Origin of the sequence: Flavobacterium sp. IB48, from assembly GCF_016405855.1 — a bacterium.
In the GTDB taxonomy this organism is placed as follows: Bacteria; Bacteroidota; Bacteroidia; order Flavobacteriales; family Flavobacteriaceae; genus Flavobacterium; species Flavobacterium ginsengisoli.
This window is the reverse complement of sequence record NZ_JAEFCA010000003.1, coordinates 439,082-463,080: the sequence shown is the minus strand read 5'-3', so window position 1 is coordinate 463,080 and position 23,999 is coordinate 439,082. Positions and strand designations below refer to the sequence as shown.

The window sequence follows — 23,999 nt, the reverse complement described above, 5'->3', positions numbered from 1 at the left end:
AAAAGTTTATTTGATTTATTTTGAAAATCTACTTAATGCGTATTTTTGCAGTTTTTAACGTCTTTTCTGATAGAGATTAAAATATTTGATATATTTGTGATGAACTTTAACTTTTAAAAAACATGCTGAAAGCCGAAAGACATAAATACATAATGACTAAGCTTATTGAAGACCAAAAAGTTGTTACAACAGATTTAGCTTTGGCTCTCGATTTGTCTGAAGATACCATAAGAAGAGATTTGAATGAATTGGACAGTAAAAAGCAGTTAGAGAAGGTGTATGGCGGGGCAGTTCAAGTTAAAGAGAAACCTGCAAATGTATTTGATATTGCAATAACTGCAGAAGAACAAAAAAAACAAATCGTATCAAAAGCATTGTCTTTACTTCATGACGATCAGGTTATTATAATGAGTGGAGGAAGCACCAATTTGGTTTTTGCCAAGTTAATTCCTGCTAATTTAAAAGCTACGATATATACTTATAGTTTGCCAATCGCGATGCAATTATCTCAACATCCAAATATTGATTTAATATTTATTGGTGGCAAAATGCAGAAAAACGCAATGGTAACCATTGGTATGGATGTGATTCAGGTGGTGTCTAAAATCAAAGCCGATATTTGTTTCATTGGTGCCAGCAGTATAAATATAAAACAAGGGCTTACAGAAGTAGGTTATGAAATCTCAATTGTGAAAAAAGCAATGATAGAAGCTTCTGATAGAGTGGTTTCGATGTTTGCTTCAAACAAATTAAATACCAAAATGCCACACGGCGTATGCGATCTTACACAACTCGATACGATTGTGACAGAGTTAGATCCAGAAGATGAAAAACTAGACGAATATAGAAAATCTGGTGTTTTTATCTTATAATTTTAAACTTACTTAATGTAGTTTTTGCGTTTTGTTGCGTTATTTTAATTTAATTATGTTAAAAAACGCAAAATAATGTATTTGTATGCTTTTTGTATCTATATTTGTTAAAACTAATTTTATTAGTCAGGTATATTTATGAAAATCATTTCTTGGTTTACTTGCCATTTCTTTGGTGCGTTAAAAGAAGTTCAAAGCTTTTAAGAGGAACTTTAATAAATATCAAATTCTAATAAAATTTAGAATGTATTGTTTTTGCCAAACAACTTTTTAGTGAAGCGCAGAAATAAAACATGTATTAAAGAACCAAAAGCAACAGAACCAATTAAATGTCCGATTCTCTTCAACTACAAGAATTAGAAACCTCGCTAGAAGGAACTCTTTTTTATGATGATCTTCATAAAAAAATATACGCCACAGATGCCTCTGCTTATAGAATTATGCCTCTTGCCGTGGCGATTCCAAAATCAGAAAATGATATTGTAAATATTATTCGGTTCGCTTCAAAAAATAAAATTTCTATAACGCCTAGAACAGCAGGAACTTCTCTTGCAGGTCAAACTGTCGGAAGCGGAATCATTGTCGATGTTTCGAAACATTTTAATAAAATTGTTTCTTTTGATCCTAAAAATAAAACCATAACAGTTCAGCCTGGAGTAATTCGTGATGAACTGAATATATATTTAAAACCTCACGGATTATTTTTTGCTCCAACTACATCAACTACCAATAGATGTATGATTGGCGGAATGGTTGGAAATAATTCGTCAGGAACAACCTCAATTCGTTATGGCGTTACCCGAGATAAAATTGTAGAAATAAAGGCCGTTTTAAGTGACGGAACTACCGCAATATTTAAAGATTTAACTTCTGAAGAATTTATCGAAAAAACAAAAGGCGATTCTTTAGAAAATAAAATTTACAAAACCATTTACGACGAACTTTCGAGCAAAGAAAATCAGGAAGAAATTTTAAAAGAATTTCCAAAACCAGAAATTCACAGACGAAATACGGGTTATGCGATTGATGCTTTATTGAAATCGGAACTTTTTTCAGGAACAGAAAACACAATCAATTTAGGAAAACTGCTTTGCGGAAGTGAAGGAACTTTGGCGTTTACAACAGAAATTACTTTAAAGGTAGACGACTTGCCGCCAGTAAACAATATTATGGTTGTGGCGCATTTTCATACCATTCAAGAAAGTTTAGAAGCTGTCGTTACTGCAATGAAACATCATTTGTACACTTGCGAAATGATGGACGATACGATTTTAGATTGTACCAAAACCAATAGAGAACAGGCTAAAAACCGATTTTTTATTGTAGGCGAACCAAAAGCAGTTATTATGCTAGAAGTAGGATCGCACATTAGTATGGAAGATGCCGAACTGCAAGCTGATGCATTAATTAAAGATCTTGAAAATAATGGTTTCGGATATGCCTTGCCAAAAATTTACGGAACAGATATCGACAAAGTAAATGAGGTAAGAAAAGCTGGTCTTGGACTTTTAGGAAGTATTGTAGGAGACGACAAAGCTGCCGATTCTATTGAAGATACAGCGGTAGAATTGAGCGATCTTCCCAATTATATTGCCGATTTTGCAGCAATGATGGAAAGGCATGGACAAAGTGCTATTTACTATGCACATGCTGGAGCGGGAGAGTTGCATTTGCGTCCGAAGATAAATTTAAAAACAAAAGAAGGATTGCATCAGTTCAGAAATTTATCTACTGAAGTAGCCCATTTGGTGAAAAAATATAGAGGTTCGTTAAGCGGTGAACATGGCGACGGAATTCTACGCGGAGAGTTTCTTCCTTTTATGATTGGCGATAAAAACTACGAACTGCTAAAACGAGTAAAAAAAGCATTTGATCCTAATACGATTTTGAATGTTGGGAAAATTGTAAATGCTTCTAAAATGGATGAAAATCTTCGTTTTGAAGCGGGAAGGGTAGAACCTGAGATAAAAACCATTCAAGATTTCTCTGATAGTTTAGGAGTTTTGCGTGCTGCTGAAAAATGCAACGGTTCGGGCGATTGCCGTAAAATGCCTTCTGCAGGCGGAACTTTATGTCCGAGTTATCGTGCCACAAGAAACGAAAAAGATACTACACGTGCACGTGCCAACGCTTTAAGAGAATATCTGACGAATTCTGAAAAAGAAAATAAATTCGATCACGAAGAATTATATAAAGTTTTTGAATTGTGTGTGAGCTGTAAAGCCTGCGCGAGCGAATGTCCAAGCAATGTAGATGTGGCAACTTTAAAAGCAGAATTTTTATACCAATACCAAAAAGCAAACGGATTTTCTTTCCGAAATAAAATATTTGCTTTCAATTCGAAATTGAATGAAGTGGGAAGCATTGCGCCATCTATTACCAATTGGGCTTCGAATCTTTCATTCGTTAAAAAACGCATGGGAATTGCGCCTGAAAGACAAGTGCCTTTATTGGCTCCAAAGACCTTTAGAAAATGGCACGAAAAGAACAAAAAGCATTACGTAGACAGCGCTTTTGAAAACGGCAGCGTTTATCTTTTCTGTGATGAATTTACCAATTACTACGATGTTTCAGTCGGAATTGATGCTTACGAATTATTGACAAGATTAGGTTACAGAGTAATTTTAATTGAGCATGAAGAAAGCGGAAGAGCCTTTATTTCAAAAGGTTTTCTAGAAGAGGCGCAGGAAATTGCCAATAAAAATGTCAATACCTTTAAAAATATAATTTCTGAAAACACACCTTTAATAGGTCTTGAACCTTCAGCCATATTGATTTTCAGAGACGAATATATCCGATTGGCTGCAGATAAAGAAAGTGCAGAGAAATTAGCGAAAAATACCTTTACGGTCGAAGAGTTTTTTAAAAGAGAAATTGGAAACGGAAAAATTCATGCAGATCAATTTTCTGAAAAAGAGAAAAATATCAAAATCCACGGGCATTGTCATCAAAAATCATTAAGCTCTGTTGAAGCTTCTTTTGCAATGCTGAATCTTCCAAAAAATAATACCGTTACGATTTACAATTCGGGCTGTTGCGGAATGGCGGGTTCATTTGGTTATGAAAAAGAACATTACGAAATCAGTATGAAGATGGGAGAAGATACACTGTTTCCTAAAATTAGGGCAACAGAGTCATCTACAGAAATTGCAGCCGCAGGAACAAGCTGCCGTCATCAGATTTTTGACGGAACGAGCAGAAAAGCCATGCATCCCGTAACTATTTTAAAAGATTGTTTGAAATAATTTTTTGTATTTTCCCAGTGCTTTTCAAAAATATTATTTTATAAAAACATCAATTATGAAAAAAACAATTTACACTTTCTTTCTTCTTTTTATAGCCTTTGCAGTTCAAGCGGCAAAGGTTGATACTTTGCAAGTTTTTAGTCCTTCGATGCAGAAGAATATTAAAACTTGTGTTATGGTTCCAGACAATTATAAAAAGAGCAAGAAAGCATTTCCTGTAGTTTATCTGCTTCATGGCTACAGCGGAAATTATGGCTCTTGGGCAAAAGATTTTAAAGAATTGGGAAAACAAGTTGATCAATATGGATTCATTATAGTTGGTGTAGACGGAAATTATTCAAGCTGGTACTTTGACAGTCCGATAGATCCAACTTTTAAATACGAAACTTATGTGGTAAAAGAATTAGTTCCTTTTATTGACAAACAATTCAGAACCATTTCAGATCGTAAAGGAAGAGCCATTTCAGGTTTAAGTATGGGCGGACATGGTGCTTTGTATTTGTCTTTTAAACACCAAGATGTATTTGGAGCAGCAGGAAGTATGAGCGGAGGCGTAGATTTTCGTCCGTTTCCTGAAAATTGGGATATCAAAAAACGATTAGGACCAATTACAGAGTTTCCAGAAAATTGGAATCAAAATACAGTTACCAATATGCTTGATTTGGTAAAAGACAACAAATTAAAATTAATTATTGATTGCGGAGTTGACGATTTCTTTATGAAAGTAAACAGAGAGCTTCATGCAAAAATGCTGGATCTAAAAATAAATCACGATTATATAGAACGTCCAGGCGAACATAATCTTAAATATTGGGAAAATTCCATAAAATATCAGCTTTTGTTTTTTCATGATTTCTTCAACGAAAATATAAAAACAAAGTAACGTTAAGTGCATTGCGAACTACCGATAATTCGTAATGCATAAATTTTGGTTGGTTATCCTAACAGGTTTTCAAAACCTGTTAGGTATTTTTTTGTCACTCCCGATAGTTATCGGGATAAAGGATTAAAAAAATATTCGCCACGAATTGCACAAATTTCCGCGAATTAAATCTGCGAGAGTAAAAATAGCCACAGATTAAATGATTAAAAAGATTTTTTTCGTAACAAATTAAATCCATTGAATCTGCTAAATCTGCGAGAGAAAAATAACCATCAAATAATAAAAAAATTGCGCCTCTGCGCCTTTGCGAGATTTAAAAAAAGGAAAAGAAACTTTTGCGAACATAGCGCAAACCACTGCGCCCTTTGCGGTTAAACTTTTCTGCAACAATATTATACTAACTACCTAAAATAATAATTTATGAAAAGCCTAAAAATTATGATTTTGGTATTGCTGATTCAGACTAAAATTTTCAGTCAGCAATCTCCAAAAAGAGAAATGCGAGCCGCTTGGATTTCTACTGTAGAAAATATCGACTGGCCTTCTAAACCAGGATTATCAGACAAAGAAATGAAGAACGAAATGATTGCCATTTTGGATAATCTGCGTTCTTATAATATGAATACTGTAATTTTTCAGATTCGCCCAACTGCCGATGCATTTTATAAATCTATAAAAGAACCAGCATCCCATTGGATAACCGGAACGCAAGGCGTTGCCCCAGGTTTCGATCCGTTGCAGATGATGATTGACGAAGCAGGAAAGCGCGGAATGAACGTTCACGTTTGGCTGAATCCGTATCGTGTTCAGAAAGATACCGTTAGAGACGTACTTTCAAAAAATCATTTATATTTTAAAAGACCAGACCTTTTCCTGACTTACGGAAAAACGAGATATTTTAATCCAGGTTTCCAGGAAACTAGAGATTTTGTGGCTTCAGTTGTTGGAGAAATTGTTCGTAAATATGATATTCAGGCAGTTCATATGGATGATTATTTTTATCCGTATAAAATTGCAGGACAAGAATTTCCAGATGAAAAAGCTTTCGCTAAAGAACCACGTCAGTTTAAAGATAAAGACGATTGGAGAAGAGACAATGTCGATTTAATTATCAAGCAAATTAGAGATACCATTATTGCCAATAAACCAGAAGTCGAATTTGGAATTTCGCCTTTTGGAGTTTGGCGAAATATTGCCAAAGATTCGCAAGGTTCTAATACCGTTGCTGGAGCAACAAATTATGATGATTTGTATGCGAATATCTTAAAATGGCAAAAAGAAAACTGGATCGATTATGTAACACCTCAATTATACTGGCATATTGGTTTTGACCGTGCCAATTTTGAAATTCTGGCAAAATGGTGGGCAGAACACAAATACGGAGCTAATGTTTATATTGGTCATGGCGATTATAAAATTTCAACATCGGCTAAAGAACCGGAGTGGAGAAGTCCTGATCAAATCGTGAAGCAGATTGAAATGATTCGTAAAATGCTTCAAATTGATGGTTCTATGCATTTTACCGCTTCGACTTTCTTGAAAAAAGGAGATACACTTAGAAATCCTCTTATTGAAAAAGAATATAAATATATCGCTCTAACTCCCGAAGCCAATAGAATTACAAGATTAAAACCAGAGGTTCCAACAAATGCAGTAATTGCCAAAAAAGGAGACAAAGCAGTTTTAACTTGGAAAGCGGCATTAAACGACAAAAAATATGTAATCTACAAATTCCCAAAAGGAAGAATAACTGATTTCTCAAATCCTGAGAATATTTATTACGTGACAACAGCTCTAAAACTAGAAGTTCCGAATGCCGATTTGGAAAACTACGTTTATGCGCTCACCGCTTTGAGTCAGACCCAGACAGAAAGCAGTCCGATTGAATTTTCAATAAAATAAAATATACAAAGAAATGAGAAAAAGTATTCTTCTATTAGCCCTATTTCTAAGTTCGCTTAGTTTTGTACAAGCCCAAAAATTAGACCTAATTCCAAAACCTGTATCAGTTCAACAAAATACTGGACAGTTGGTTTTGCCTTCGCCATTAAAAGTGGTTGTAGACAAGAAATTAAAAAACAGCGCCGATTATATTTCAGCAAATATTTCAAAAAATACAGGAATTACCCCAATTGTTTCTATTGGAAAAAAACATGGAAAAAATAATATTTCATTTCTGGTTGATAAGAAATTGGATCTTACAAATGAAGGTTATCAATTAGAAATAAACCAAAACGGAATTTTCGTAAAAGGAAAAACAGATAAAGGAGTTTTAAACGGATTTCAGACTTTACTTCAAATTTGTTCTGCAAAAGATGTTAAAAAAGGAACCGTTCCGTTTGTGAAAATAGAAGATTATCCTCGTTTTGACTGGCGCGGTATGATGCTCGATTGTTCGAGACAATTTTTTGACAAACAAACCGTAAAAAATTATATCGATTGGTTGGCCGCTCATAAAATGAATGTTTTTCATTGGCATTTAACAGACGATAACGGCTGGAGAATCGAAATTAAATCACTTCCAGATTTAACTTTAAAAGGCGCTTGGAGAGGTCCAGGCGAAGTTTTGCTTCCTTCTTATGGCTCTGGTGACAAACGTTACGGAGGTTTCTATACACAAGAAGATATTAAAGAAGTGGTGGCTTATGCAGCAGATCGAGGTATTTCTGTAATGCCAGAAATCGAAATACCGGGACATTCGCGTGCGGTAACAGCTTCGTATCCAGAAGTGGGTTGTGCGATTACGCAGGAACTAAAAAGTGTTCAGGGCGAAGTGAAAAATGTTTGGTGTGTTGGGCGTGAAGAAAATTATGATCTCCTAGATTCGATTATTAGAGAAGTATCTGGATTATTTCCTTTTGAATATATTCATATCGCGGGAGACGAAGTCAATCGCGCCAATTGGGAACATTGTCCAAAATGTCAAGCTTTGATGGCAAAGGAAGGATTTACAGATAGTTTTCAGCTTCAAAATTATTTCTTTAGAAGAGCACAGAAAATTGTAGACAAATACCATAAAAAAACAGATGGATGGAACGAAATCCTGAAAGGCGGAGAAATTGATCCGAACACATTGATTTCTGCTTGGCAGGGAATTAGTTATGGAATTGAATCTGCAAAAAAAGGGTATAAAACCATCATGATGCCAGGACAATTTACGTATTACGATATGGCACAATCTGAAACAGAACGCGGCCATCGTTGGGCTGCAATCACAGATACCAAAAGAGCCTATTCGTTTGAACCAATTCCAGATACTGATTTAACTCCAGAAGAACAAAAAAATATAATCGGAGTTCAAGGTGCTTTGTGGAGCGAATATTTGGATCGTCCTGCAAGAATTATGGAATATCAAAGTTATCCAAGAATCAGTGCGTTGTCTGAAATTGGATGGTCTAAAAAAGAAGATAAAAACTGGGACGATTTTTACGGAAGATTAACTCACAGTCATTTGCAAAGACTGGCAGATATGGGAATTGCTTTTAGAGATTTTCCTCCAACAGCGATTTATAAAAACGGAACAATTACTGTAACGCCACCTTATGAAGGTGCTGTTGTGCGATTTGATAAAGATGGAAATGAGCCAACAAGACAATCGCCTCTATACACAGAGCCAATTCAAACAAAAGATTACGAACGCTATATGTTTAGAGTATTTTTTAATGAATATGCAGCAAGTCCAGCAGTAAAAGCTGAAAAATTGCCTGTTGCGAATTGGAATACCTCTAAAGCAGAAGTCTTGACTATTTCTGAAAATATTACTGAACATGTTGATAGAAAAGGAATCTGGTATTTGACTTTCAATCCGACAGATGATGGAGCAAACGGAACAATCAAAAATGTTTCGCTTTTTGAAAACGATAAATTAATTCAGACTTATGCAGATGAAAAAGCACTAAAATCAAAACCTCGCCTAAGATTTTTGATTGAAAATTATAATGAAAAAAATACGTATCGATTAGACTTTACAGTCGAAAATAAAGAAGAGAAAAAATCTGCAGCAAATGTAAAATTCAATTGTACGCCTTATCAGGAACCAGAAGTGAAAGTGACTTCTTCGATGGCAGAAAATCCGAAGTTTCCAATTGCTAATCTGGAAGATTATAATGAAGAAACCTATTTGCGTACCGATGTTGCCTGCAAAGATGGCGATTGGATTTTGTATACCTTTACTACTCCTGTAACCTCTTCTAAAATAGATGTTTTAACTGGAATTCCGCATCATCCAAGATTCATTATTAATAATGGTTTTGTGGAGTTTTCATACAATGGAACTGATTTTATAAAAGGAGCTGATTTTGATTACGGAAACGCATCCATTTATCCGAAGCAGCCTGTAAAAGCAGTTAGAATAAAAATTACAGGAACCAATAATGAGCCTTTGATGGCAGGACAGGACTTAAAAATTAATCCATAGTACTATGAAAAATATTAGTATTAAAATTATAATGGTTTCCTTGATTTTCTTGGGAGTAAAAGGTTATTCGCAGAAAAAGGCAAAGCAATCTTTTGATGTAAAAAGAAATGAGGTTTATATTGATTCGATGATGACAAATGCGCTTGAAAAAGGCTTTTTTCCAGGAGCGCAAATTATCGTGGGTACAGGAGATTTTAATGTGATTTCCAAAAATTACGGTTATCATGATTATACCAAAAAGCAATTAGTAAAATCAGATGATGTTTTTGATTTGGCTTCGATGTCCAAAGTTTTAGGAGCAACACTTGTAACAATGCGTTTTGTTGGAGATGGAGAAATTAAATTGACGGATCAAGTAGGTGAAATTGTTCCGATGTACAAAAACACAGCGATTTCCGATTTAACGCTTTTTGAATTGCTAACGCATACTTCTGGATTAACGCCAAGTATCACTTTTTATCAAGCATTGCTTTCTACACCAGATAATTCGCCTTTTTTGAGCAATCAAAAATCGGAACAATATGTTGAGCCTTTTGATAATATGTTTGTGAACAAAAATATTGTTTACGATTCTAAATATCTGGTTTTTGAACCAAAAGAAAATTGGGTTCAGATTTATAAAAACATGTGGCTCAATCCAGAATTTTATCCGTCGGTTTATGAAAGGATTGCAAAGGCAAATGCAAATCCGAGAGGGAAATATTTGTATAGCGATTTAAATTTGCTTTTGGTGAAGCAAATGATTGAAACGAAAACGGGCAAAAAACTCGATGAGTTCACAAATGAAATTTATTCCGAATTAGGCATTTCGAAAATTGGATATAATCCGTTAAAATGGACTTCAATAGATAATGTCATGCCAACTGAAGTAGATAATTTTTTTAGAAAAGATACTGTTAAAGGTTATGTGCACGATGAAGCGGCAGCAATTTTTGGAGGCGTTTCTGGAAATGCAGGTTTGTTTGCCAACGCAGAATCGATTGCCGTAATCTGTAAAATGTTAATGAACAACGGAAATTACAACGGAAAACAGATTCTAAAAGCAAATGTTGTAAAAGAGTTTACAGATTCGCCACTTGCAAAAGAGGGAATTTATCGCGGTTTAGGTTTTGATAAAAGAAAACCAGACGAGTTTTTTACAAAAGACGATTTTGGACATACGGGTTTTACAGGAACTTTTTTCTTTATGAATAGAAATACAAACCGATTTTTAATCATTCTAACCAATCGAGTTAACCCAACGAGAACAAACAGATTAATGTACAAAGACGATTTTAGTGCTAAAATCTGGAAACAGATTAATAAATAAAAATTTGCCACAGATTAAAAGGATTAAAATGATTTTTTATTGTGACACAAAATCTAAAAATTTTTCTCGCAGATTTAGGAGATTTTATTTTTAAAAATTATCTGCTAAATCTGCGGAATCTGCGAGAGGCAAAAATCATTTTAATCCTTTTAATCTGTGGCAAGATGAAAAAATAATTACCATGAAAAATATAATAATTTGCATATTAATTTCAGCGGTTTCTTTTGCGCAGCAAATAAAAACTGGTGCTGAGAATTCCGAAAAATACCTGCCTTTATTAAAAGGTAAAACCGTAGGAATTGTAACTAACCAAACGGGAATTATCACTAAAGAAAAACATTTAGTAGATTTTTTAGTAGAACAAAAAGTAAAAATAAAAAGCATTTTTGCACCAGAACACGGTTTTAGAGGAACAGCTGATGCTGGCGAGAATGTATCTGACGAAATCGATTCTAAAACTGGTTTGCAGATTGTTTCGCTTTACGGAAAAAACAATAAACCAACTCCAGAGCAATTAAAAGGAATCGATGTTATGATTTTTGATTTGCAGGATGTTGGAACACGATTATATACGTACGTTTCTACAATGCACCGCATTATGGAAGCCTGCGCAGAGAACAATGTTCCACTGATTGTGCTGGATCGTCCAAATCCGAATATTGCGATTGTTGACGGACCAGTTTTGGATATCGCTTTTAAAAGTGGAATCGGAATGCATCCAACGCCTTTGCTGCACGGAATGACTTTGGGCGAAGAAGCAAAAATGATCAACGGACAAAAATGGCTGAAAGATGGTATTCAATGTGATTTGACTGTGATTCCATGTTTAAATTATACCAGAAAAAGCTCTTATAGTTTGCCTGTAAGACCTTCGCCAAATTTGCCAAACGATCAGGCGATTAATTTATACGTGAGTTTATGTCTTTTTGAAGGAACAAATGTGAGCATGGGACGCGGAACTGAAAAACAGTTTCAGATTTACGGTTCGCCCTATCTGCCAAAAAGCGATTTCTCTTTTACTCCACAACCTAATTTTGGAGATAAAGATCCTTTATACAAAGGTATAGAATGCAATGGGGAAGATTTGTCTTCTATTCCGAGAATAAGCAGATTAGAAATTAAATGGTTGATAAAAGCCTATCAGACAACAGCAGATAAATCTAAATTTTTCGATAAAAGAAAATTTGCCATTCGCGCAGGAAATGAAAAACTCCAACAGCAGATTGAAGCTGGAATTTCGGAAGAAGAAATCAGAAACAGTTGGAAAGAAGGTTTAATTGCGTTTAAAAAAATGAGAGCTAAATATTTGATTTATAAGTAATATCTTTCAGGTTTTCTTTCGTTTTATTTGATTTCACACAAAATAGAATAGAATTTCAACCGGACTACTTGTAATTATTAAACTGGTATACTTTGTTGGTACGGTAAGAGTTTACTTTTGCCAAAAAAATAGTAAACCAAAATGAAAAAAATCTATTTTGCTGTTTTTACAGTAATTTGTACCAATTTTTACGCACAGACAAAAAATGATTCCATCAACCAAATGGATGAAGTCATTATTAACGAAGGTCGTTTTAACACGCCAATTTCTAAACAAAACAGAAACGTTTATGTTATCTCTAGCGAAACAATAAAAAAACTTCCAGGAAGAACCTTGCAAGAAGTATTGCAATATGCCAACGGAGTAGACATTAGACAAAGAGGACCTTTTGGAACGCAAGCCGACATTAGTGTTGATGGCGGAAGTTTTGAGCAAACTGTTGTTTTATTGAATGGAGCAAAAGTTATCGATTCGCAAACGGCTCATAATATGTTGAATCTTCCTCTTCCGGTTGAGGCAATAGAGAGAATCGAAGTTGTTCGTGGTCCGGCAGCAAGAATTTACGGAATCAACAGTTTAACGGGAGCTATTAATATTATTACGAAAAAACCAACCGATTCTGGGTTTTTGGTTAGCACTTATGCAGGTTCTAATTTCGAAAAAGACACGGAAGACACTGGAGATACTTATTACGGAACAGGAATTCAAGCTGGAGCTGTTTTAGGAAAAGAAAAACAGCAACATTTAATTTTTGCTTCGCACGATAAAAGCAACGGTTACCGTTACAATACAGCATTCGAAAACAATAAAATTTTCTACCAAGGAAATGTGCAGATCAATGATAAAAACGAAATTTTAGGTTCTGCAGGTTACATCAATAACGGATTTGGTGCTAACGGATTTTATGCTGCTCCAACTGATAAAAATGCTACCGAAATTGTTCAGACTACATTTGCTAACATTCAATCAAATCATCAAATTACGGATAGTTGGAAAATTATGCCGAGAGTAACTTACAGATACAATTATGATGATTACCGTTATTTAGGAAATTCAAATTTGACAGTTGGAAGAAGTCAGCATTACACGAATTCTATTGCGGGAGAATTGAATTCTACAGTAAAATTATCTAAAGGAGAAATTGGTTTTGGAGCTGAATTTAGAAACGAAAATATTCACTCTTCAAACATTGGAGATCATGATCGCGATAATGTTGGTCTTTATGCCGAGTACAGAACAAGTTTTACGGAAAAGTTAGATGTAAACATCGGAACGTATTTAAACTATAATTCAGATTACAAATGGCAGATTTATCCAGGAATTGATGCAAGTTATGCAATTACTGACGCATTTAAAATTATTGGAAATGTGGGAACAAGCCAAAGAATTCCATCGTTTACAGATTTGTATTTGAAACAAACTGGAAATATCGGAAATCCAGATTTAGATTCGGAAAATGCGTTTCAGAGTGAAGTTGGATTTAAATACAACAAAAAAGCTTTGAGCTTAAATGCGAATTATTTCTACAGAAAAATTGACAATTATATCGATTGGATGCGTAACGAAACAACGGTGCCTTGGCAAAGTCAGAACACTGGAGATTTGAACACAAACGGGATCAACTTACGTGGAACTTACAGATTTGATTTCTCTAAAGATTCTAGATTAAACATTCTTTTAGGATACACTTATTTAGATTCTGAATTTAAAACAGCACGTACAGAAACGTATTCAAAATATGCAATTTCTTCATTAAAACATCAAATTACCAATACGATAGATTATCAGTTTAGAAATCTATCTGTAATGTTTGCAACTCGTTTTAACGAAAGAATTACAGGGCCTTCTTATTGGGTAAATGACTTTAGAGTAAGCCAGGCAATTAATAAATTCACCATTTTCTTAGATGGACAAAATATTTTCAATGCAACGTATTATGAAGTAGGAGCAGTGCCACTGCCTTCAAGATGGTTTACATTGGGAGTGAAATTAGTTACTTTTTAAATTACTTTATTTAGGAAATTAGATTATTGTAAAAAAGCCTGTAAACATTACGTTTACAGGCTTTTTTGTTAAAGACTATTGTTTTTTAGCCAAAGATTGACATCATCAAACATTTGTCTATTTACGGTGTGACCTTCTTTGTAAGAATGAAAATCAGGATGTAAATTTTTTGTTTTTAGAAAATCAGAAGCGTCTATGGCGTATTGATAATTTAAAACAGCATCTTGTTTTCCGTGAGAAATAAAGATTTTAAGTTTTTCAAGACGCTTTTCATCTGCCATAAAAGGTTTTATTTCTGGCAAAAGTCTTCCGCTCATTACGGCAATTCCTTTCACTTTTTCTGGAGCGGTAAGTGCAACACTATAGCTCATGATTCCGCCTTGGCTAAATCCCATTAAGTAAACTTCTTCAGAATTAAAATGGACTTCAGATTTTAAATCATTAATAAAATCAATTAGCATTAATCTTGAATTTTCGGCCTGTTCAGCATTTATCTGAGGTTTTCCTGTAGAAAAATCTACCTGAAACCAAGCGTAACTATTTGCGCCAAAAGTCAATGGTCCGCGAGCAGACACCACCACAAAATTATCGGGCAATTCGGGTGCAAACGAAAAAAGATTTTGCTCGTTTCCGCCAACGCCATGAAGCAAAATCACCAAGGGCGGATTTGCCGTTTTTATTTTGGGTTCTCTAATTAAATAATGCAGTTTAGTTTTTTCTTTAGTTGAATTCATAATAGTAAAACTGAAAATTGATAGGGTAATAAGGACGGCAAATGCAATCCAAAAAGACTTTTTTAAACTCATGCTTTGTCTATTTTTACAGACATCATGTTGAGTGATCCAGCCACAAGCTCATCATTAAAAATCGTTGCTTTTTCGTCTTTTTCCTGAAGCGATAAAATGTACAATAACGGAAGATAATGTTCTGGAGTTGGAACGGCCAATTCAAATTCTCTTCCTTGTTTGTCAAATTGAATGAGCGATTTGTGATCCTTATCCAAAATCATGTTTTTCATTTTTTCATTCGCAATATGCGCCCATTCAAAAGCGTAACCCGGAACCATCATTTTGTCCCAAGCAGCAAGACGTAAATTGTGAACCGTATTTCCGCTTCCAACAATAAGAACACCTTTTCGGCGTAAAGCAGCTAGCTCTTTTCCTAGTTCATAATGATATAATGCTGGTTGCGAGTAATCGATACTCATTTCGATAACCGGAATATCGGCATTTGGATAAAGAAATTTGACAACCGTCCAACATCCATGATCCAACCCCCAACTGTTATCTAATCCAACCGAAGTTGAAGTGATTAATTTTTGTGTTTCTAAGGCTAATTCTGGACTTCCAGGTGCAGGATATTGCACATCAAAAAGTGCTTGCGGAAAACCTCCAAAATCATGAATAGTTGGCGGTTTTTGCATTGCCGTTACAAAAGTTCCTTTGGTTTCCCAGTGTGCAGAAATACAAAGTATCGCTCTTGGTTTTGGAAGTGTTTTTGCCACTTGTTGAAAGCTTTGAGTAAAATTATTATCTGCCAATGCATTCATCGGATTTCCGTGTCCTAGAAAAAGAACTGGCATTCGTTCTGTAGGTCCAAAAGTATCTACAGCAGTTTTAAGTGAGCTGAGTTTCATTGCTGCAGCTCCGATAGGTAAAATTGCCATGGTTTTTAGAAAATCTTTACGATTCATTTTTTATAATTAATTGCTTAAAAAGTATCTTTTATTTGTGATACAAAATTGCATTTAATTACAACGAAAGGGGTAACGATTTTCGGAAGAAAGGTTGTGTTTTTAAGAAAGAAGCTTTTTCATTTCTTCTCTAAATTCTGTTGGAGTCATTCCTGCTTTTCGTTTAAAAGCGTGCGTAAAATAGGTTTTTTCATTAAATCCGAGTTCGTAACCTATTTCGGCAATGTTTTTATCTGTTGTCATTAATAAGTTTTTGGCTTCGGTTAATTTTCTAGTTTCAATAATTTCCGAAACACTTTGCTGTAAAATATTTTGGCAGATAATATTTAAGTTGCGCGAAGTCATAAAGAGTTTTTCTGCGTAAAAATTAACATCTTTAGATTCTTTGTAATGCTGTTCTAATAACCTCAAAAAGTTTTTAAAAGTAGAACTCTGAATTTTTTTCGATTCAGCGTTATCTAAATTTAGCTTTCGTCTTTCCGATTCGATAATGGTAAAAAGTGCGCTCAATAATTGTTTGATAACAGCAAGATCAGGAGCTTCTTGTTCGTATTCATCAAAAATAATTTTACAGATGGTATCTAATTTTTCAAAACAATAATTGCTTTGCAAGCTAATATTCGCTTTGTCATGAAAAGAAGCATAAAGACTGAAAGTAGTTTCAGCGATGAATTCGCTTTTAAATCGTAAAACCCACATATCGCAATCTCCATCTTTTATGAGAGGTTTTGCGCGATGAATTTTTCCTTGAGTCACAAAACTAATAAAAGGCGCTTCAATCAATTTGGACTGAAAATCTATGAAATGTTCTAACTGGCCTTTATTTCCAATTATGAGTTCTTCAAAATCATGCGCATGAGGTTCATTTACCGATTGCATAATTTTTTCAGATTCGGCAGCCGTAATCTTAAACATTTTGAAAATCTCAGTCATAATTGGTGTTTAGCGGAATCTAAAGGTAATTATTATTCTTAGACATTTTATTGGAGACTATTGCTTAAATCAAAAATCAATTGAAAGTCTATAAGCAAATCATGTAAATTTTTCGTTAAATGATATAAGTAGTTATGGTTTAATTTATTGAATTTTACTAACTTAGGAATAAAATAATAATCGGGCTTTCAATTTTTGAGAGTATAAAATTATAGAAAATGGATACAAGAAATGAACAAAACGATTTATTCCAAGATGGTATTGATCGTACTCAAGAATCAAATTGGGATCCAATCTTAGGATACCATATGTATTTTCCAAATGATGAAAACAAACAGGAACTGTTAAACGAAGAAAATCATCCTATTCATCAACAAAACACTGGCGATTGGGGAGATGATGCCGATTATGAAGAACTTAGGCATAAAAATAATTTCAATAGAGATATTGCCGAAAATGATGCAACTAAAATAGATTAAAAATGATAAAAAAGAGCAGAAAAACTTCTGCTCTTTTTTATTACTAGTTTAGCATTTTTATAAAGTAAATTTATTGATATATAACAAGTTATTGGAATTGTGTAAAAAAACTAAAAGCTGAAATCGCTATTTTTATAATATTTAAAGAAGAAAATATTCAATTAAAAATATACGATTATGAAAAAGCAAATAAAAATAAAAATTGCCCTCTTAGTTTTTTTGGCAGGATTATCATTTTCTTGTAAAAAGAACGAAAGCACTACGATAGATTCATATGAAAATGATTCTATTCAAAAAACAATGGACACTGTAGGACCAGACATGGATACAGTCGATATAGACACAGCAGCAACAGTTAAGACTGATTCTATTAAGAAGTAATTGCGAGTAAAATGCGTAAAACGAAAAGCTGAATCCTAACGATTCAGCTTTTTTGTTGCTATGCAGAATAGGAGATTGATAATGGGGTTTAAAGATGTCTTATTAAATCAAAATCATTTTTAACAAATGTTTAAAGTAAAAGCGTTTTTCTCTATATTTGAGAAGGAAATTAACAATTTACATGCCTTTTACACTATAAAACAACTTTAGAAAACTATCACTCAGTACGATAATGGAGCTAATAAGTAATTTAGAGCTTTTTCAGACCGTTTTTAATTCTGCACCTAATGGAATTGCAGTTTTAAAATCTTTGTACGATAATAAAGACAAAGTAGAAGATTTTTCAATATTGTTGTTTAATTCTTGTATTATAAACTGGATCGATAATAAAGACTACAAAGGCAAAAGATTCAGTACGGTTTTCTCTAAAATAGAAGGAACCAATATTTTGGAGCAATTTATTGAAACGGCAGAAACTGGTATTACAGCCAATTTTGAGCAATGGTACGGCGATGAAAATGGAAAACAATGTTTCGGATTTACTGTTGTAAAACAAGACGAAATGTTAGTCGTGACAATGGAAGATGTTACCGAAAAGAAGCATGCCGAAACTGCCCTGAATAATGCATTGATTGATGCAGAAAAACAAAAAAGACTTTATGATTCTATATTAAATGGGACACCAGATTTGGTTTATGTATTTGATCGTGATTATAAGTTTGCCTATGCAAACAAAGCTTTGTTGAGCATGTGGGGAAAAACGGCAGAAGACTCTATTGGACGCGGTTTAATTGAAAATGGTTACGAAGATTGGCATGCCGAAATGCACGAAAAAGAAATAGATACTGTGATTTCTGAGAGAAAACCAATTCGAGGAACGGTTTCTTTTCCTCATGCTGAATTGGGAAGAAGAATTTACGATTATATTTTTGTTCCTGTTTTTAATGAAAAAGGAGAAGTAGAGTTTGTCGCAGGAACTACAAGGGATATTACAGAAAGCAAACAAGCTGAAGAAAAATTGCAGCAAAGTGAGAATCGTTTCCGCAAAATGATTCATCAAACACCGGCACCAACGTTAGTGTTGCGAGGCGATAATCTTGTAATTGAGCAAATCAATAAGCATATGTTGCAAATGATTGGTCGCGGAGAAGAAATTATCGGAATGCGCTTGATTGATGTCTTGCCAGAACTGGAAGGACAATATGTTTGGGAACAGGTTTTAAAGGTTTACAACGAAGGAATTCCTTTTGACCAAAGTGAAGTTTTGGTTCCGCATAATCGAACAGGAGAATTAAAAGACTATTATTATAACTTGGCTTATCGTCCGTTAATTGAAGATGGAGAAATAACAGGAATGATTCAAGTAGCGGTTGAGGTTACACAACAAGTTGTGGCGCGCCAAAAAATGGAAGAAAGCGAAAGCCGTTTTCGAGCTTTAGTCAACGCATCATCAGACCTGGTTTATCGAATGGATGCCGATTGGATGATTATGCAAAATTTGGAAGGAGAAGGAGGCTTGTCTAATTCGGGAGAACGTGGCATCAATTGGTTGGATAAGTTTATTCATACTACAGATTTGCGACAAGCCGTTGACCTTATATCTAAATCGATTGTCGAAAAATCCATTTTTGAAATGGAACATAAAGCAGTTAATGAGGACGATTCTGTTAGATGGGTTTTTTCAAGAGTAGTTCCGATATTAGACGATCAAGAAAAAATTATCGAATGGTTTGGAGCATCAAGTGATATTACTTCGCAGAAAGAACTTCAAAACGTTATCACAGAAAGCGAAGAAAAGTTTAGACAGCTTGCAGATCTTATTCCTCAAATTATTTGGACAGCAGATCCAGATGGTTTTGTCGATTACTACAACAGTCGCTGGTACGAATATACAGGTTTTGAAGAACATGAATTTGGAGATTCGAGCTGGATTTCAAAATTGCATCCCGATGATGTGTATTTGGTTTCTAAAAGATGGTACGAAAGTGTTCGTGCAGAATTTCCTTATCAGATAGAGTTTCGCTTAAGAAATGCAAATACAGGCGAATACCGCTGGTTTTTAAGTAAAGCGCTTCCTATTAGAGATAAAGAAGGGGTGCTTACTAATTGGTTTGGAACTTGTACCGATATTCATGAACAAAAGTCTACGACCGAAAAACTAGAAATTCTAGTAGCAGATCGTACAAAAGAATTACAGCGTTCTAATGAAGATTTACAGCAGTTTGCTCACGTTGCTTCGCACGATTTAAAAGAGCCTGTTCGAAAAATAAAGACCTTTTTGAGCCGCTTAGAAGAGCATATGGAAGAGCAGTTAGACGAATCTTCATCAAAATATATTGAACGAATTCATGTTGCAGCAGATCGTATGTTTAATATGATTGATGGTGTTCTTGCGTATTCTAAAATGAATGCCGATTCGCAAAAAACAACAATAGTCGATTTAAACGAAGTGATTAAAAACATAGAAAATGATCTTGAAATTGCGCTTCAGGAAGCAAATGGCAAAATTTATTTTGAAGAGCTTCCAGTTATAGAAGGAGCTTCGGTATTGCTATATCAGCTGTTTTATAATCTAATTAATAATTCTATTAAATTCGCCCAAGAAAACATTCCGCCTCAAATTAATATTACAGCAACAGAACAAATTGAAGCAGGTAATAAAGTGGCAATAATTACAGTAGAGGATAACGGAATTGGTTTTGACCTTGATCAAACAGGACGCATTTTTGAAACTTTTACGCGATTAAATTCTAAGGATCGATACGAAGGTACAGGTCTAGGTTTGTCACTTTGCAAAAAAATAGCCGAACGTCATGGCGGAAGCATTACTGCAACAGGAATTTCTAACAAAGGAGCTATTTTTATTATTACCTTGCCGTTTGTACAAAAAGCAAAAGACATTTAATTATGGGAGAAAATATGATTTTATTAGCTGATGATGATAAGGACGATGCAGAAATGTTCTGTGAAGCATTGGCGGAGATAGATGAAAGTATTGTTTGCCATTGTTCTGAAAATGGAAGCGGAGTGCTAAAATTGTTGAAAGCTCAAGATAAAGTGCCAGGTGTTGTTTTCTTAGATTTAAATATGCCGATTATGAATGGCTGGGAATGTTTAAAACAATTAAAGGCAGAGGAACATTATAAAGACATTCCTGTAATAATGATTTCGACTTCGTCATATAAAAATGATATGGATGCCGCTGCCAATTTGGGTGCTGTCTGTTATTTTGTGAAACCCAATAATTTCAATGATCTAAAACAAGTGTTGGGATTAATTACTTCAAACCTCAAAAACGGACTGAAAGAAGGTCTTTCTAGCCTTGAAAAAAATAAATATTTACACGTTTTTCTTCCAGAATAAATAATGTTTTTTCTCTTTTAAGAGTAAAACGTATGAATTTCTTTTATAAAAAATGCCAGTCCTAAATAATATTTTTTAGATTTAACTTGTTGATTTTTAAGCGTTTGTGATTTGTAAAAGTGTTTTTTAATAAAAAAAATAAAAAATCACACCTTAAACTTGACTAATTAGGTAGAATTAGTATATATTTGTATCGCAGAAAAGTTATATAATGATACTTATCCAGAAAGACTGAGGGAATAGGCCCAATGAAGTCTTAGCAACCTGTTGCCGAATAAGGTGCTAAATCCTTCCGCCGTGTGCGGGTAGATAAGAAAGATTTCTTCAGTAAATCTGTTTAAGATCATCCATACTAAAAATTTTTATTACAATGAAAGCAGAATCAATATTATATGCCGGTTATGAACTTTTGAATTCAATTTTTGAAGAAAATAGCTTTGCCTTTTTCTGAATTCTGAAACAGTAATCTTTTCCAGATTTCTTTTATAAAATAACAATAGCGTTAATGGCTTTAGGCATTGGCACAAAATTCTTTTGTCTAATCTTAAAATACTAAAAATAAAATGAAAAAAATACTACTAGGTTTTGCTTTGTTTCTTGGAGCGCTTCAAACTCAAGCTCAAGAAAGCAATTTACAATTGAAAGGAACTGTTGTCGACACAGTGGCACAATATGTTTACTTGCAGAAGTTTCACAATAAAATGTTTACCACTATTGATTCGGCAAAAGTAAAAGACGGAAATTTTAGTTTTAAAACGAAAGTAAAAACGCCAGAATTATACGGTCTAAGCGTCAATACAGAAAGTTCGCCATTGTATATTTTTCTTGAAAAAGATCCGATAACAGTAAAACTAAGTCCGAAGAAATATTATACGGCTTCCGTGGTTGAAGGTTCGGCTTCTCAAGATTTGTTCGAAACCTATAAAAAGACCAAAGATGTTGAAATTAGTAAATTCATTACAGAACATCCGAAATCTATTGTTTCGGCTTATGTTTTATATAGAAACTGGTCGTATAGATTAACACCAGAGCAAATCACTCAAAATATTGCTTTACTAGATAAAAGCCTTCAGAATATCACTTACGTGAAAGAACTAAAAGAACTGGTTACCGTATTAGACGGATTGGCGGTTGGTAAAAAAGCCCCAGATTTTACTGCCAAAGATCCTGATGGAAAACCAGTTCGCCTTTATGATAATTTAAAAGGCTACACTTTGGTTGATTTTTGGGCTTCGTGGTGTGGACCATGCCGAAAAGAGAATCCAAATATTGTTGCGGCTTACAAAGAATTTCATGATAAAGGATTCAATATCGTAGCAATTTCATTAGATAAAAAGAAAGAAAACTGGATTAAAGGAATTCAAGACGATAATTTGACATGGACACATGTTTCTGACTTGCTTTTCTGGAACAGTGCTGTTGCCAAATTATATGGTGTAAGAGCAATTCCGGGTAATTATCTAGTGGATTCAAAAGGAATAATCGTTGCCAAAAACCTGCACGGAGAAGAATTGCAGTCTACATTAAAAGCGCTTTTGGAGAATAAAATTTGATTCTAAAAAAAGCACAACAAAAAATACAATTAGTTAATTTAAAATGATAAGGATATGAATGCTATTGAGCCAACAATAAAACCAACAGAATCGGAGTGTCACTTCTCTAAGTTTAGAGAAAACACAGTAGGAATTGAGCATACTTTTGAATCGGTTTACGGAGAACAAAATCTAGTTTATGCAGACTGGGTTGCCAGTGGAAGATTATACACTCCGATTGAAGATATAATGCTTAATAAAATTGGTCCAATGATAGCCAATACGCATTCATTTTCTAGTCAGACAGGAAAAACGTCTACTTATGCCTATCAGCACGCTAGAGAAATTATTAAAAAAGCGGTTAATGCCAGCGAATCAGATGTTTTAGTTACAACAGGAAGCGGAATGACGGCTGCTTTATCTAAACTGCAGCGTATTATTGGAGTGCGAAAAAACTACGAATTGGAAGCAGATAAACCAGTTGTTTTTATCACGCACATGGAACATCATTCCAATCAAGTTCCGTGGTATGAAATTAATGCAGATGTTGTAATTCTTTCGCCAGACGAAAACAATCTGGTTGATCCAAAAGTTCTTTCAGATGAAATTAAAAAATATGCCGATCGAAGCTTAAAAATAGGTTCGTTTACGGCTTGTTCGAATGTTACCGGAATTATTACACCATATCATGAATTGGCCAAAATTATGCATCAAAATGGCGGACTTTGTTTTGTAGATTTTGCAGCTTCTGCACCATATGTCAAAATCAATATGCATCCAAAAGATCCAGAAGAACAATTGGATGCGATTTTCTTTTCGCCTCATAAATTTTTAGGCGGACCTGGAACTTGCGGTATTTTGGTTTTCAATGAAAAATTATACCAATCCGATTTTCCTGATAATCCAGGTGGAGGCAACGTAAAATGGACCAATCCTTTAGGAAAATATTGTTACAGCGATGTTATAGAAGTTAGAGAAGATGGTGGAACTCCAGGTTTTCTACAAGTTATTAGAACTGCTTTGGCTTTAGAATTAAAAGAGCAGATGGGAGTGGAAAATATTAAAAATAGAGAAAAAGAATTGCTCGATCTCTGTTTTTCTAGACTACAAAAAATTCCCGGATTATCTATTCTAGGAGATTTAACAACAGAAAGAATTGGTTGTGTTTCTTTTGTAATCGAAGATATTCACTACAATTTGATTGTAAGGCTTTTAAATGATCGTTTCGGGATTCAGGTTCGCGGAGGCTGGTCTTGCGCCAGTACTTATGCGCATTATCTCTTCAATATCAATGAAAAGAAATCGGCTGAAATTACCAATGAATTATTGCAGCGAAATCAGACCAATAAACCAGGTTGGGTTCGTTTATCCTTGCATCCCATTACGACTAATGAAGAACTTTTTTATATCTGTGACGCAATTGAAAAAGTAGCGTTGAATTATAAAAAATGGAAAAAAGATTACGAATACAATTCGGTTTCAAACGAATTTGAAAATCCCAAAATAAAAGATAATATAGAAAAAGAGGTAAAAGATTGGTTTAAGTTAGATTAGTTAGTAGTAGTCC

Annotated in this window: 17 protein-coding genes and 1 riboswitch; of the genes, 14 read left to right on the top strand and 3 right to left on the bottom strand. The window is 34.2% G+C overall.

Annotated features, from left to right (window positions below):
- Positions 1-122 precede the first annotated feature (122 nt).
- From JC605_RS12710 to JC605_RS12675, 8 genes are all read left to right on the top strand, one after another.
- The gene (locus JC605_RS12710; protein ID WP_198856547.1) at positions 123-872 is read left to right on the top strand and encodes a DeoR/GlpR family DNA-binding transcription regulator; all 750 of its coding nucleotides are present in this window, start codon (positions 123-125) and stop codon (positions 870-872) included.
- Between the two features lie 329 nt (positions 873-1,201).
- On the top strand, positions 1,202-4,117 hold the full coding sequence (locus JC605_RS12705; RefSeq protein ID WP_198856546.1) for an FAD-binding and (Fe-S)-binding domain-containing protein: 2,916 nt from the start codon (positions 1,202-1,204) through the stop codon (positions 4,115-4,117).
- A gap of 55 nt (positions 4,118-4,172) precedes the next feature.
- Positions 4,173-5,000, top strand: a complete 828-nt coding sequence (locus tag JC605_RS12700; RefSeq protein WP_198856545.1) for an alpha/beta hydrolase family protein — start codon at positions 4,173-4,175, stop codon at positions 4,998-5,000.
- A 420-nt stretch (positions 5,001-5,420) separates the two neighbouring features.
- Complete coding sequence (locus tag JC605_RS12695; protein WP_198856544.1) at positions 5,421-6,902, top strand: glycoside hydrolase family 10 protein; 1,482 nt, start codon at positions 5,421-5,423, stop codon at positions 6,900-6,902.
- 13 nt (positions 6,903-6,915) lie between these two features.
- On the top strand, positions 6,916-9,417 hold the full coding sequence (locus JC605_RS12690) for a beta-N-acetylhexosaminidase (RefSeq protein WP_198856543.1): 2,502 nt from the start codon (positions 6,916-6,918) through the stop codon (positions 9,415-9,417).
- 4 nt (positions 9,418-9,421) lie between these two features.
- A complete protein-coding gene (locus JC605_RS12685) occupies positions 9,422-10,726 on the top strand; it encodes a serine hydrolase (RefSeq protein WP_198856542.1) in 1,305 nt (434 codons plus the stop codon).
- Positions 10,727-10,907: 181 nt separating this feature from the next.
- Positions 10,908-12,047 carry an exo-beta-N-acetylmuramidase NamZ domain-containing protein gene (locus JC605_RS12680; RefSeq protein WP_198856541.1) on the top strand — a complete coding sequence of 380 codons (1,140 nt, stop codon included), beginning with the start codon at positions 10,908-10,910 and terminating at the stop codon, positions 12,045-12,047.
- A gap of 141 nt (positions 12,048-12,188) precedes the next feature.
- Positions 12,189-14,051: a TonB-dependent siderophore receptor gene (locus JC605_RS12675; RefSeq protein WP_198856540.1), complete on the top strand. Its 1,863-nt coding sequence runs from the start codon at positions 12,189-12,191 to the stop codon at positions 14,049-14,051.
- Positions 14,052-14,119: 68 nt separating this feature from the next.
- Here JC605_RS12675 and JC605_RS12670 read toward each other — a convergent pair whose 3' ends face one another.
- The 3 genes from JC605_RS12670 to JC605_RS12660 form a co-directional block, all read right to left on the bottom strand.
- On the bottom strand, positions 14,120-14,857 hold the full coding sequence (locus tag JC605_RS12670) for an alpha/beta hydrolase (protein WP_198856539.1): 738 nt from the start codon (positions 14,855-14,857) through the stop codon (positions 14,120-14,122).
- The gene (gene ygiD, locus JC605_RS12665; RefSeq protein ID WP_198856538.1) at positions 14,854-15,744 is read right to left on the bottom strand and encodes a 4,5-DOPA dioxygenase extradiol; all 891 of its coding nucleotides are present in this window, start codon (positions 15,742-15,744) and stop codon (positions 14,854-14,856) included. The genes JC605_RS12670 and ygiD overlap by 4 nt, the downstream gene beginning before the upstream one ends.
- 102 nt (positions 15,745-15,846) lie before the next feature.
- Positions 15,847-16,677, bottom strand: a complete 831-nt coding sequence (locus tag JC605_RS12660) for an AraC family transcriptional regulator (RefSeq protein WP_198856537.1) — start codon at positions 16,675-16,677, stop codon at positions 15,847-15,849.
- A gap of 218 nt (positions 16,678-16,895) precedes the next feature.
- Between JC605_RS12660 and JC605_RS12655 the strand changes: the two genes are divergently transcribed.
- From JC605_RS12655 to JC605_RS12630, 6 genes are all read left to right on the top strand, one after another.
- Positions 16,896-17,156 (top strand): hypothetical protein, encoded by a 261-nt coding sequence (locus JC605_RS12655; protein ID WP_198856536.1) that lies wholly within the window; start codon positions 16,896-16,898, stop codon positions 17,154-17,156.
- Positions 17,157-17,333: 177 nt separating this feature from the next.
- Positions 17,334-17,537, top strand: a complete 204-nt coding sequence (locus JC605_RS12650; protein ID WP_198856535.1) for a hypothetical protein — start codon at positions 17,334-17,336, stop codon at positions 17,535-17,537.
- Between the two features lie 232 nt (positions 17,538-17,769).
- Positions 17,770-20,442 (top strand): PAS domain S-box protein, encoded by a 2,673-nt coding sequence (locus JC605_RS12645; RefSeq protein ID WP_198856534.1) that lies wholly within the window; start codon positions 17,770-17,772, stop codon positions 20,440-20,442.
- Positions 20,443-20,444: 2 nt separating this feature from the next.
- Complete coding sequence (locus tag JC605_RS12640) at positions 20,445-20,900, top strand: response regulator (RefSeq protein WP_198856533.1); 456 nt, start codon at positions 20,445-20,447, stop codon at positions 20,898-20,900.
- A gap of 215 nt (positions 20,901-21,115) precedes the next feature.
- Positions 21,116-21,216: riboswitch (SAM riboswitch) on the top strand.
- 247 nt (positions 21,217-21,463) lie between these two features.
- Entirely contained in the window at positions 21,464-22,453 is a 990-nt protein-coding gene (locus tag JC605_RS12635) for a TlpA disulfide reductase family protein (protein WP_198856532.1), read from the top strand.
- Positions 22,454-22,507: 54 nt separating this feature from the next.
- Positions 22,508-23,986 carry an aminotransferase class V-fold PLP-dependent enzyme gene (locus tag JC605_RS12630; RefSeq protein WP_198856531.1) on the top strand — a complete coding sequence of 493 codons (1,479 nt, stop codon included), beginning with the start codon at positions 22,508-22,510 and terminating at the stop codon, positions 23,984-23,986.
- The last annotated feature ends 13 nt before the right edge of the window (positions 23,987-23,999 follow it).